At 41.1% G+C, this 13,014-nt stretch carries 9 protein-coding genes and 1 pseudogene; 2 read left to right on the forward strand and 8 right to left on the reverse strand.

The window, feature by feature from the left end; genetic code table 11:
- Positions 1–318 precede the first annotated feature (318 nt).
- Positions 319–471: a Spo0E family sporulation regulatory protein-aspartic acid phosphatase gene (locus GOP56_RS24370; RefSeq protein ID WP_163246827.1), complete on the reverse strand. Its 153-nt coding sequence runs from the start codon at positions 469–471 to the stop codon at positions 319–321.
- Between GOP56_RS24370 and GOP56_RS24180 the strand changes: the two are divergent.
- Positions 411–552: pseudogene (locus GOP56_RS24180) on the forward strand (mannosyl-glycoprotein endo-beta-N-acetylglucosamidase); the annotation flags it as partial. The gene GOP56_RS24370 and the pseudogene GOP56_RS24180 sit on opposite strands and share 61 nt — an antisense overlap.
- A 775-nt stretch (positions 553–1,327) precedes the next feature.
- Entirely contained in the window at positions 1,328–2,257 is a 930-nt protein-coding gene (locus tag GOP56_RS08005; RefSeq protein WP_163245341.1) for a DUF1259 domain-containing protein, read from the forward strand.
- Positions 2,258–2,372: 115 nt separating this feature from the next.
- On the opposite strand, the gene mutL is transcribed toward GOP56_RS08005, so the two are convergent.
- From mutL to GOP56_RS08040, 7 genes are all read right to left on the reverse strand, one after another.
- A complete protein-coding gene (gene mutL / locus GOP56_RS08010) occupies positions 2,373–4,631 on the reverse strand; it encodes a DNA mismatch repair endonuclease MutL (RefSeq protein ID WP_163245342.1) in 2,259 nt (752 codons plus the stop codon).
- 30 nt (positions 4,632–4,661) lie between these two features.
- Entirely contained in the window at positions 4,662–7,406 is a 2,745-nt protein-coding gene (gene mutS, locus GOP56_RS08015; protein ID WP_163245343.1) for a DNA mismatch repair protein MutS, read from the reverse strand.
- A 49-nt stretch (positions 7,407–7,455) separates the two neighbouring features.
- On the reverse strand, positions 7,456–8,763 hold the full coding sequence (locus GOP56_RS08020; RefSeq protein ID WP_022584453.1) for a putative amidoligase domain-containing protein: 1,308 nt from the start codon (positions 8,761–8,763) through the stop codon (positions 7,456–7,458).
- A gap of 160 nt (positions 8,764–8,923) precedes the next feature.
- Entirely contained in the window at positions 8,924–9,478 is a 555-nt protein-coding gene (gene cotE / locus GOP56_RS08025; protein WP_003337050.1) for an outer spore coat protein CotE, read from the reverse strand.
- Between the two features lie 105 nt (positions 9,479–9,583).
- Entirely contained in the window at positions 9,584–10,036 is a 453-nt protein-coding gene (locus tag GOP56_RS08030; protein ID WP_022584451.1) for a YlbF/YmcA family competence regulator, read from the reverse strand.
- A 6-nt stretch (positions 10,037–10,042) separates the two neighbouring features.
- The gene (gene miaB / locus GOP56_RS08035) at positions 10,043–11,554 is read right to left on the reverse strand and encodes a tRNA (N6-isopentenyl adenosine(37)-C2)-methylthiotransferase MiaB (RefSeq protein WP_003337048.1); all 1,512 of its coding nucleotides are present in this window, start codon (positions 11,552–11,554) and stop codon (positions 10,043–10,045) included.
- 378 nt (positions 11,555–11,932) lie between these two features.
- Positions 11,933–12,748 (reverse strand): (2Fe-2S)-binding protein, encoded by an 816-nt coding sequence (locus GOP56_RS08040; protein WP_163245344.1) that lies wholly within the window; start codon positions 12,746–12,748, stop codon positions 11,933–11,935.
- Positions 12,749–13,014: the final 266 nt, after the last annotated feature.

Here is a 13,014-nt window from a genome sequence, read left to right on the forward strand (position 1 = left end):
TTTATTTTTGTTATGGCATAAAATCTAGTTATTGTAAGAGCGAACGTCCGAACCCCTTATATTCGGACATTTCTTTGTTTGGATTCACCCCTAAATCTTATCTGATGGTGGTTCTTGATTATAAGCAATGTCTGATATTGATTCCTTTTCGTTTTCTTTAGAGATTTCATTTTCAACATAAAGGAAATGAATTGTCTCATATTAACATGTTGTAAACCTCCTAGAAGGTCTTTAGTGAATAGCTGAAGATCGGCTTTTTAATTATTCACCCTACTGGGCTTTGTAAAGTTTCCCGTACAGCTTATTCATATCGACCAACTAGCGTCTAAGCTTCTGTAAGATAACGATGTACTCATCTAGTTGTCGGTTTATTTGTATTACAATTGGGTGTAGAAATGAGCCTTTTTTATAAGCTAATTGGATTGATTGAGAAGTATGTTCTAGATAAATATGACAAGGAGGAATTAACAGTAATCAGAGGTAGCGAACGAAATTATCAGCCATCTACATGGACTATGGGCTTTCTATAATCAAATGGGAATGAAGGAAGAGGACAGAGGCGGCATAGCTAAGAAGATAGATAAAAACAAGACCAAAAAAGGTGTTTATATGGATTTTGATTGGGATGGATTGACAACTAATATTTACGAGCGTTAATTTAACTGCATGAAAAGCCGCATACTTGCGGCTTTAGTTCATTTTAGGAGGTTGTTAGGATGAATGTAACCGTGATGAATATTGGTTTGTTTCTAGCCATTGTAATATTTTTAATTTCTTTATTTATTAAAAATAAAAAAATCCCAAAAAATCATATGTTATAATCTACATACTCAACATTATTATTCTGTGTGTTGTATTAGGTAACTATTTCTCCAATCCCCCTGGTGGAGCTGGTTCTATTGTTATACCTATCGTTTATATTCTGGTGATATTATTGAACCTCCAGCAAATTATACGAGGATTAAAAAATAATAACTTGAAATAATTTGTTCCTGATTATCAAACGTCCGAATGTGAGAATTCGGACGTTTTGCTGTATTAGCTATTATTTATTCTTTTTTCTTATAACATAAATTACTTATTCTGCAGCTCCTGCCCACTCGCAATCCTTACCCGATCAACCAGTTCCCCCAGATATTTAGCCTGCTCTTTCATCCCTATTGGGTCACTAACTTTCCATTGTGTTTTCAATACTAAAATGATTATTCAGGCGTACGGGGTAGCTTCACATCACCTGAGCTTGATGACGAAGTAAATACTACCCCATGTATAAATAAAAACACCTTTGGAAAAGAAAAGGATGAAGTACTATATATAGGAGGCAGAAATGAAGAGGTCGTTCTTGTTATTGTCGATATTTACAGTACTATTGCTTGCATTAGTTGGAATCATGAAATTTCAAAGTGAAGCAGTCTCAAAACGCAACTCGGGAGTATCTCAAGAGCAAGAGCCTAAATGGGAGTCTGTCAAGAGAGTTTTTAACAAGGGGTCAATTCAAAATGATGTTTTTAGAGTAACATTCCCTCGTTCCGATTTGCAGATAAAAGTAGATGATGTTCAAATTGATCCAAACCTTGCTTTAACATCTTATTTAGCTTTTAAACAAGTTGGTAACCATTCTATGATGATGGGTGATCTTGTTCTCCTTGAAAAAGAGGTCAAACCTGTTGAAACAAAGTTAGCTGAGCTTGGAATTGAGATTACTGCTTTACACAACCATATCATCGAAGAAAATCCAAAAATCATGTATTTACATGTTGCTGGTCACGGTGACCCAGTTAATCTGGCTGAAAAAATGAAGGTTGCTCTTTCCGTAACAGGCACTCCATTAGCCTCTACGCCACCTGAAAAATCACCGTCAACCTTTAACTGGTCTAAGGTTGAGGACATAATAGGGTGGAAAGGTGTACAAAGAGGAAAGGTGTTTCAATTCTCTATACCAAGACCGGAAAAAATAACGGAAAAAGGCGTAGGTATTCCACCGGCTATGGGTATAGCGATGCCCATAAACTTTCAATTGATTGGTGAGAAAGCAGCAACAACTGGTGATTTCGTTCTGCTTTCAAACGAAGTGAATCCCGTGGTTCGTGAATTAACGAAAAATGGGATTACCGTAACAGCGATACATAACCACATGTTGAATGAATCTCCTCGATTATTCTTCTTGCATTTCTGGGGAGTGGATGAACCCGAAAAGTTAGCTCGTGGTCTACGTGCGGCACTAAATCAAACCACAGTGGGAACACAAATAAAGTAGCCATAACGGAAATAGCCGGTTTCCTAAGCATATAGGATTCCGGCATTTTTTCGGTCAAAAAGGTCTTAGTGTTTATTTAATCGTTTTGAAGGTGATCCTTTTTCTTTTTTTATGCTTACATCACTCGTTTAAACATTTTCTCTAAATCATACGTTGAAAAATGAATAGCGATGGGTCTGCCATGCGGACAAGTGAATGGGCTCGTAGTTCGGCGAAGTTTGTTTAAAAGTGCCTCCATCTCAGCGTGGGTCAAATAACGATTCGCTTTTATAGAAGCTTTGCATGACATCATAATCGCAGCCTTTTCCCGCATTTTACTCACGTCAACCCGTTCATTTTCGCTCGCTTCTTGTACGAACTGAATCAGTTCGTTAATGACCTCCACTTCACTCCCCTGAGGGAACCACTGAGGATGAGCTCGAACAATAAACGTCCGGTTGCCAAACCATTCTATATCTAACCCAAAGGATTGCAGCAAATCAAGTCGCTCCAACAGTTTCGCTTCCTCCTGCATTGTACATTCGACTGTATGCGGAAATAGAAGCATCTGACTTGAAACCTTTTCCTCTTGCAGTTTTTGCATGAAGTACTCGTAAAAAATTCGTTCCTGAGCAGCATGCTGATCAATTAAATACATACCGGTGTCATTCTGAGCAATGATGTAAGTACCATGAACCTGACCTACTGGGTATAAGATTGGGACAGCATTTCCAGACTCATCTACGTAGGCTGCATCTTCATGGTTGCTTGCTTTTTGTATGGATGTATTCTCGGTATCTTCCTCAACTGCTGAGCTACTCATTTCACCTATATGCTCTGGTTGTTCTTCTCGATTTGAACCCAGCATATGAGAAGCTTCCTCGTGCGGTGTACTATTGTCGTCCTCGATAGCATCGCTCCAAAAGTCTTCCTCTGTATCGATACTCCTCCCTGAATCGGTCATATCATCTTTAGTTGGCGACTTTTCCAGCGCGTTAGCATCAATAGTATTTCCAGACTCATTTTGAGCAAAATGGTTACGAGAGCCTTCTGTGACAGACTGACTGGAATTGTGAGCAGGATAACTGGGCTTGCTGTTACCTGTGTACATCCAATTGCTCTCGCGTTGCTGATCTGACTGTATCTGAGCCTCTGCTTTCGACTCCTGATCTCCTTGCTGTCCAGATCCTTTTTTCGCCGTCAATTCAGAAGATGCAGGATCTGTGGATTGTTCTACGTAGGCTGACCGTTTTTCTCTAATCGGTACATCAAAAGCGGTCAGTAATCGATTCATCTGCTGTTGCTGCTCGTTTGAATGGTGTTCACCTAGATTAAGCTGCGGCTGATACGGTTTTTCCAGCTTAATTTTGGGCTTACTGTTCGTTTGCATCGGCTGTACAATTCGTAAGCCTACGCGCAGTGCCTCTTTTACTGATTGTTCAACCGCTGCACACAATTCCTGTTCCTTACTAAAACGTACCTCTAATTTAGCCGGGTGAACATTTACATCAACCAAGATCGGGTCCATTTCAATATGCATAGCGACTATCGGAAAACGCCCAATTGGTAAAAAGGTATGATACCCTCGCATAATCGCTTGTGATAATGGATAATTGCGCACATAACGACCATTAACCAGCGTAGAGATGTAGGTACGATTCGCTCTCGTTACCTCTGTCTTAGATAGAAGTCCGCTCCAGCGAAAATCTAACGTCTCCCCTTCAAATGGCAATAATTGCTTTGCTACCTGAACCCCATAAATGGCCGCCATCACATGTAACAGTTTACCATCGCCTGATGTTTGGAGAAGATTTTTTCCATTATGAGTCAACGTAAAAGCAATTTTTGGATAGGTAATCGCTAAACGGTTTACATAATCTGATACATGTCCTACTTCTGTCGAAATGGAGCGCATATATTTTAACCGAGCTGGTGTATTAAAAAATAAGTCACGTACAACAATTTCCGTTCCTTTTACCCTAGCCAAATCCTCAACGCTTTTCATGTCTCCACCGTCGATAACGACCTTAGTTCCTACTTGTCCGCTATCTTCAGCACTCATCAATTCAATTCGAGATACCGAGGCGATAGATGCCAAGGCTTCCCCGCGAAAACCAAGAGAACGAATATGAAATAAATCACGTGCCGAACGAATCTTGCTCGTAGCGTGCCGTTCAAAAGCTCGCAAACAATCTTCTCGATCCATTCCCACGCCATTATCAACGATGCGGATTAGCTGTAATCCGCCCTCCTCAATATGAATCTCTACTTGAGAGGTACCTGCATCAATAGCGTTTTCCACCAGCTCCTTCACCACGGAGGCTGGGCGTTCCACCACTTCACCAGCAGCAATCATATTGCTTACCTGTTCCGTAAGCACTTGAATTTTTCCCATGTTCCTCCTCCTTTTTTGTGTGAAGCAAGCTTATTTATGCTTGCGTAAACGTGTATTCCAGTCTGACAACTGAATGAGTGCCTGCAGAGGCGTCATTTGATTTAAATCGATATCACGTAATTCTGATAGGACATCAGCCTCTGTTGGATTTGGTAAAGGTTCATTTTTGCTAGATGTAGCTGGGGCTTGGGCTACCTCTGTACCTTCTACTACTGTATCGGTTTTATCCGTTTTTCCTTTTGTTTCTGCCTTTGATGTAGAAGCATCGTTAGCCCTTTTCTTCTTCTGATGAGTCGTTGTTTCAATTTGACCAGAAAAAACCTGCTGGGAAGCGGCTGGGGCTTGTCCCCAGAGCATATCAAGCGAAAGCTGCTCTAATGGCGCTTCTCGATCCTTGCCTTCTAAGCCCTGTAAAATTTCACGCGCACGACTGATTACCTCTAGCGGCATTTCTGCTAATTCTGCAACATGAATACCGTAGCTTTTATCAGCTCGTCCCTCTTCGATTTTATGCAGGAATAAGAGTTTGCCGTCACGCTCCTCACAACGTGCATGAACATTCACCACTCCTGGAATCTTCTCCTCCAGATCAGTTAGTTCATGATAATGTGTAGAGAATAAGGTCTTTGCCCCGATATGCTCGTGGATATATTCAATGACAGCTTGAGCTAATGCCATACCATCATAGGTGGACGTTCCCCGCCCAATTTCGTCCAGTAATATCAAGCTACGCGGGGTTGCTTTTACCAGCGCGTTACGAGTTTCTAGCATCTCCACCATAAACGTAGAGAATCCCCCCACTAAATCATCGGCCGCTCCAATTCGAGTAAAAATCTGATCCACTAGGCTAATACGAGCTTCACTGGCAGGAACAAAGCAGCCGATCTGAGCCATAACCGTAATCAAAGCCATTTGACGCATATATGTACTCTTACCCGCCATATTGGGGCCTGTAATGAGTAAAATATTACGATCCTTTTGATTCATCGTCACGTCGTTTGCCACATACTTCTCTTGATTTAATACTGCTTCCACAACAGCATGGCGACCGTCTTTTACATAAACCTCGCCATCGGTGGTCAAGGTAGGACGGGTAAAGCCGCGTTCTTCACTCACGGTAGCAAAAGCCTGCAACACATCAATGCGGGCAATTCGTTCTGCTAAATTTTGAATCCGCGGGATATGCTTCGCTACTTCCAAGCGAATTTGGGTAAACAACTGATATTCTAATTCCACAAGCTTCTCTTCAGCTTCCAGAATCAGAGCTTCCTTCTCTTTTAACTCTGGGGTGACATAACGCTCCGCATTCGTTAGGGTTTGCTTACGCTCATAGCGTCCCGGTGGTATGTGGGCCAGATTAGCCTTCGAAACTTCGATATAGTAACCAAAGACTTTATTGAAGCCTACCTTCAAGGAGCGGATTCCTGTTAGCTCACGCTCGCTTTTTTCGAGTTGTGCGATCCAGCCTTTTCCTTGGCGACTAGCTAATCTGAGCTTGTCTAGATATTCGTCATAACCGTCCTGAATTAAATTACCCTCACGCACGCTTACAGGAGGATCTTCTACAAGAGTTTCGGATAAAAATTGGGCAATATCACCACAGTCATCCATATCTGAAGCAATCGATTGCAGGGCTTGCTCTCCGCTGTTAACCAATAGATGGATTACACTCGGGATAGCTTCAAGAGAATGGCGTAGCTGCACCAAATCCTTGGCATTTGCATTTCCATAAGAAATCCGGCCCGCTAAACGCTCCAAATCATATACGCGATCCAGCCCCTCACGTACATCAGAACGCAATAATAAATCGTGGCGAAATGCTTCTACTGTATCATAACGATTACCAATTTCCTCAGGATTCAAAAGAGGCCGTTCAATCCAGCGACGTAACAATCGTCCTCCCATGGCCGTCTCTGTTTTATCCAGAAGCCACAATAAAGAGCCCTTTTTGGACTTGTCCCGAATCGTTTCAGTCAGCTCTAAATTTCTTCGTGAGAAATGGTCCATTTGCAGAAATTCATCTGCCACGTAATGCTGTAGGGAACGCATATGTGTTAACGCTCTCTTTTGCGTAGTCCCTACATAGTGCAAAAGTCCATTCATAGCTAGGCGGACTGCATCCTCTAGCTGCGAAGCTTCCTCTGGATATAGCTCATCTACGGCTGTTTGCGACATTGCATTGGTAGCTAGGCAGGTAATAGACATATGGGGCGGTAATCCTTTTCCGCGAAGCTCATCCTCAGCGATATCACATAGCAATAGCTCACTCGGGCGATATTGCATCGCTTCCTCTACTGCTGCATACATGGTTGACAATGAGGTGGTATACATTTCACCAGTACTTAAATCACACGCTGCTACCGCCGCTTTCCCTGACAAAGCGGCAATAGCAACTAGATAATTGTTCTCTTTATCATGTAACCATTTTCCCTCAATCATGGTTCCAGGTGTGATCATTCGCGTTACTTCACGCTTTACAACACCTTTTGATGCTTTCGGATCTTCTACCTGCTCACAAATCGCTACTTTATATCCTTTTTTTAACAATTCAGCGATGTAGGTCTCCGCTGCATGATGAGGAACTCCACACATGGGAATGCGCTCTTCAGCTCCTCCACCACGACCTGTCAACGTAATCTCTAGTTCGCGTGAAGCTAGAACTGCGTCTTCAAAAAATAGCTCATAAAAATCACCTAAACGGAAAAACAAAAAAGCATCGGTATATTGACGCTTTATCTCTAAATATTGTTGAATCATCGGGGTGTATTGTGCCATTATTTCTACTCCTAATACCCATAATCATTCATCTATTATAACATGGTTCCTAGTGGTTGTTGAGTTGAAATGGAGGTAACTTCCAAGTAAGCTTCATATCCTGATTGCAAGGCCACTCCCCATCCATAAAAATACTATGAAAAAAGGGGGTTATATATTTTCGATACGTTTGAAATAAAGGTAAATTATTTATCTCCAAATACAAGTCCTTGACCAATGAAGCAAGTTTTTCTTTTTCCCCGCGATAGTAGGCAAGCTGCATGGATATGTCTGTACTGACATCTTGCTTGAGAAGATATTGGGATTCTGCTATTACTTTTGTAAGAGCCAAAACTCCTTTGGTGATTCTTGGCGAAACCAGCCAACTAGGAAGAGTCCTGTATTCAAATCCTCCATGCGCCTGTGCACGTACATCTCCTAAAAAACCGTAGCGCGGCCTTCTTTTCATACATCCTTGATCTTCTAGTAAACATAAAGGTAATGCCAAATACGTATCTAATTTACGCACTAAATCAAAATGCAGAGTAGTCCCGCTAACATGAACATGACCGCCGATTGGATAACCATCAAAGGGCATCCCCCCTGCCAACCAAATAATCGAATCATCTGAAATCCGGCGTTGAGCCAGATGGAGGGCTCTATAAATATTTTTAAAGACAGTTTCTGGTTCAGTTGAGGGTTCTGGTCGAACTTCAACCAATGGATGCTGGTGCGATAGAAGCTCTGTTTTTAATCGGACTCCATCATATCCGATAACACCATTTTTCGGTAAATATTCTGAAGCAATTGCCATATTTCCAGACTGATCTCGTAAAGCAAATTCCGGATCGGCTCCTAGCATTACTTGTGGAGCTGCTACTTGATCTAAAAGAATTTGCTGTTCACGTTCCTTCATAAACAACTGTAAACGTTCTCGTAGCAAAACATCTGCTGGTAGCTCGGCTTTACAGTCCAGTACCCGCATCCTTGTTGGGGAATGAACTCCAACCAAAACTTTCCCGTAATCTAATCCAAGAGCGTAAATGGTACGGATCGCCAGGCTAATGATCCGATTTTTCTCAATCTCATCCAGCTTTTGACTTACTTCTTCTTTTTGCGTTTTGCCAGTTGTTCGTGCTTCTTGTAAAATCCAAACATTCCGTTCTTCTATTCGATAAATGGCAGCAACCTGGTGCTGAAACAGATGTACCTCAAACGTTTGCATAGGGATTACTCCATCGTACGTCTGAATTGGCATTCCGTGTAATTTCAGAATAGCCAACATTTTCTCTCGATGATGCGTATGTTTTATGGCACTCTCCCTATTCCACTTCTCAAACGTAGAAGCGGCGACTTTACTCATTACCATGTTAGACATACGCTTACCTCCCTTACTTCCTTCCTACACGCTATGCATGATAAAAAAGTAAGGTGCCTGGCCCAGTATGGTACCATTTTTAATAATAATATAATATTTTTCGTTATAAAAAATAGACGTAAAAAAGCTGCCGGACAAACCGACAGCCTTTTTCTACCACTTAATCTAAATCATCTAGTAAACTCGATGAGTCGAATTGATCGTACTCTTCGGTTGAGTCATCAAAGTCATGCGAGAAGGAATCTTTATCCTCACAGTTGTGACAAATTACAACACACACCTTCGTTTCTCCAACAACTTCAACAGAATACTCCTGTTCAACTCTTACATTAACTGCATTACCGCAAATTTCTGCTCTGACGCATTTTGGTTGTTCAATGCACTGGCAAATGATTTCTAAATCACCGCGGCAATTTTTGTCAAAATAAGAAAGAGGAACATCTAACGTGTACTTTACTTCTTCTTTTTTGACTTCTGTTTGAGTATTATCCTCATAAGAATACCAGAGATTGACATCATACGTTCCACTGATAACGACCGATTCTAACACTTTCTCTGCTGAAAAGTTATTGTTTATAATCCAGCATCCTAGGATAGTAGTCGGTGTCTGAGTAGGTGTGATCGTATGTGTCGTTTGCGAGAATCTATGTCCTCTACCGCAGACAGCCTTGGCAATCAATTCTCGACACTGCAAATCTTTATCAGGACCAGACATATTGTAACCTCCTCCATACATCGTTTCTGTACATTTGTATGCAGGTGATTCGCTCAGAGTGCAAGATCGAGAGAACTGTTGCGGCAAGAATTAATCTTTCATACTTTAGTGACCACAGCCACAGCCTTCATCATCATGATGACCGGCTTCAGGGCCACCTGTTTTACCGGTGAGAGGATTACCACCCGTATCTAAAATAATTCTATCGGACACAGTATTGGTAATAACATGGGTCACCATTTGCAAAAGATCGTTTACATCTGTTTGAGATTGCTTAAATTCTGTAACTAGCGGAATCTCATCTAATTCTTCCTGAAGAGCATCGAACTCCGCTTGTACTTTTTCTACAAGTTGCGTATTGTTCATGCTTTCATACATGACTAGTTGCTTTTGTTTTGCTTTCAGACTGGAAATCAAATCCTGAACGCGTTTGTTTTGCTTCACCTGTGATTCTGCTCGTTTGAAAAAGTCTACTTCCTTCGTCCGAGAAATCATGTTAGCTAATTCACGCGCTTTTGCTAAAATTTCTTGATCTGTGTAAACCGGTGTTTCTGCCATCTCCAATTACACCTCAACTTTAGTCACTAATTCCCCATATGTGGTAAATGTTTTTGCCTCTGTAATTGTAACATGTACCAGTGTACCAATTAAAGATTTATCAGCTTTTACATGCACTAATTTTCCAGTTCGAGTGCGTCCAGCTAATACCTCTGGATTTTTTCGACTCTCTCCTTCAATCAACAATTCATAGGTTTTACCAACCATCTCTTGATTTTTACGCAAGGAAATCTCATTCTGTACGGCCATCAATCGTTGTAAACGATCCTTTTTCACCTCTTCTGGTACATTATCCACCATAGAAGCAGCCGGTGTACCCTCGCGTGGAGAGTAGATGAACGTATACGCTGAATCGTATTCCACTTCTTTCATCAAGGACAGTGTTTCCTGGAATTGTTCCTCCGTTTCACCTGGGAATCCCACAATAATATCTGTAGATAACGAAACATCCGGAATAGCAGCCTTAATTTTACGAACCAACTCCATATAATGCTCGCGTGTATATTTACGTGCCATTTTTTTCAATACTTCTGAGCTACCAGACTGTGCAGGCAAATGAATTTGCTCTACCAAATTTCCGCCTTTTGCTAAGACTTCAATGAGGTGGTCATCAAAATCCCGTGGATGACTTGTTGTAAAGCGAATACGTGGAATATCAATCTTACGAAGTTCGTCTAACAAATCCCCAAGTCCATATTTCCGATCTTCAAAGTCTTTACCGTATGCGTTTACGTTTTGTCCCAGTACCATGATCTCTTTAAAGCCTTGGCGCGCCAATTCACGCACTTCAGCAACGACATCCTCTGGGCGGCGACTGCGTTCTTTTCCACGTGTGTAAGGCACGATACAGTACGTACAGAACTTATCACAGCCATACATAATATTAACCCACGCTTTGATATCACCTGTGCGTGTTTTCGGCATATTTTCGATGATATCGCCCTCTTTAGACCATACCTCAATCACCATTTCTTTACTAAACATTGCATCTCGCAATAATACTGGCAGACGGTGTATATTATGCGTTCCAAAAATCATATCTACTTCTGAATAAGAGCGTAATACTTTATTGACTACCTTTTCTTCCTGTGACATACAGCCACATAAACCGAGAATGAGATTAGGATTGTTACGTTTCAGATGCTTCATGTGACCAAGCTCACCAAACACCTTATCCTCTGCTCCTTCTCGGATCGCACAGGTATTAAACAGAATGACATCAGCTTCCATTGTATCTTCTGTCGCCGTATAACCCATTGCTTCAAAAATTCCAGCCATGGTCTCTGTATCATGCTCGTTCATTTGACAGCCATACGTACGAATCAAATAGTGAAGACCTTTTCCTATTTGTTTCATCTCTTCAGGTATAGTGAAATCGTAATGCACGGTAATGTCTTCTTTTCCACGTTTCTTGGCGTCCTTTAAGCTTGGTGCCTGAAAATATTTTGCATAATCAGCTGTGGACTTACTAGACTTTCCGGATTTTAAGTCCGTTGTCGCCTCTTTTTTATCGATCATTTTCTATTTTCACCTCATAATATGCTGTTTTTTTCTGCTATCATCCAGATATTATAGCATATTTGGACTTTGAGAATAAAAGGAAAAAAGTTCTCTGGGAATAGGAGAAGGGTGGTTATACTTGTCATACAAGTAAAGAGCAAAAACGCTGACCACTATTCTTAACGTGTGTTATTTAAAAGTGTAAAACAAGCCTGATGCGAGTGTAAAAATGGATACGTGAAAAAGAGCCTTTCTTGGTTGATTCAAGAAAAGCTCATACGGAATACAAGCAAACGATGCTTTTACCTGACATGTATAATATCATGCCTGTTCAAACTTACTTTTAAACTGATGCTTTTTTTGCGGGAATGTCTAATCGAAGCATGTATTTCGCTATTATGCATTTGCTTGGATGATTTCAGCCCGATGTTTCGTTCTTCTTGCCGCCCTATCCTCTTCTTTCATGAGAGGACAGGTATAGCAATACTGGGCACCCTCGGTTCTAAAATATCTACAGCAAACATTTTTCATTCTCATTTGCTTTGTTGGATCCTCTATATGTTCGATTAATCGCACCTTCACATCAAACGGATTCTTGCTACGTCCAAAAACACTTGGATTTAACTCATGCTGTAAAAAATGAAAATCATCAATCACACGCTGCTTCTCTTCGGAGCTTGTTGTTTGTTCCAAAAGATTTGTTGTAAAATGATGGAATTTCATTGGCAGTTGTCCCCACATTTGGCCTACGTTAAATCCAGTAACTGCAGATATGCATTCCAAGAGAGGACGCAAAGTTTCACCATACAGCCTGGAAAGAACGTCTGTTCTCCATTCCTGTCTCTTCTCATCACTCACCGGTGCTTTTGTTTCTGCCCAGGAGCGTAGTTGAAAAGAGATTCGGGTATACGATCCCTCTGATTTTGGACTCATATGTACAATTACATTCTCTAAGGAGAAATCCAACGCCTTATTTTGGATCGACACCATGTACTGAAGTCCTGTAGCCATCCCCAGAAACCAGCTAGCAATGTAAGCAGCCGTAGCCGTATCATCTAATGCCTTGATCACTAGAGCGTATTGATCAATAAAATTTCGCATAGTGCTCTCATTAAGGAGATCCGTGGCAGGCATGGAATAAAAAGCCCCATTAGGTTCTAGCAAATGAATATTAAACAGCTCATCAAGTCGTTGGATATATTCGTTTTTCATTATATTTCTCCTTTTCTTACTTTTCGTTATGTAGCAGAGAACGGTTCTAATGTGCGAGAATGATTTTCATTATTTGTAATTGTAAAGCACAGGGCTTACGCATTCAACTCAAAAAGGCTACCAAACGTTCCCTCATGACGTTTTGTAGCCACTTTTTATTTGACATTCCCATGCAGTTCTTCATCAGCCTCTGTTCTCCTGTGCTTTTATTTTTTTCAAAATGTATCTAGCTTCCTAATTTTTAAAGAACAAAACTTGAAGGTATT

Origin of the sequence: Brevibacillus sp. 7WMA2 (genome assembly GCF_010748895.1) — a bacterium.
Lineage (GTDB): Bacteria > Bacillota > Bacilli > Brevibacillales > Brevibacillaceae > Brevibacillus_B > Brevibacillus_B halotolerans.

Bases quoted from the DNA above. Each gene is read 5' to 3' on its own strand.
- GOP56_RS08005 (WP_163245341.1), top strand. From the start codon at position 1,328: ATGAAGAGGTCGTTCTTGTTATTGTCGATATTTACAGTACTATTGCTT.
- mutL (WP_163245342.1), bottom strand. From the start codon at position 4,631: ATGGGAAAAATTCAAGTGCTTACGGAACAGGTAAGCAATATGATTGCT.
- mutS (WP_163245343.1), bottom strand. From the start codon at position 7,406: ATGGCACAATACACCCCGATGATTCAACAATATTTAGAGATAAAGCGT.
- GOP56_RS08020 (WP_022584453.1), bottom strand. From the start codon at position 8,763: ATGTCTAACATGGTAATGAGTAAAGTCGCCGCTTCTACGTTTGAGAAG.
- cotE (WP_003337050.1), bottom strand. From the start codon at position 9,478: ATGTCTGGTCCTGATAAAGATTTGCAGTGTCGAGAATTGATTGCCAAG.
- GOP56_RS08030 (WP_022584451.1), bottom strand. From the start codon at position 10,036: ATGGCAGAAACACCGGTTTACACAGATCAAGAAATTTTAGCAAAAGCG.
- miaB (WP_003337048.1), bottom strand. From the start codon at position 11,554: ATGATCGATAAAAAAGAGGCGACAACGGACTTAAAATCCGGAAAGTCT.
- GOP56_RS08040 (WP_163245344.1), bottom strand. From the start codon at position 12,748: ATGAAAAACGAATATATCCAACGACTTGATGAGCTGTTTAATATTCAT.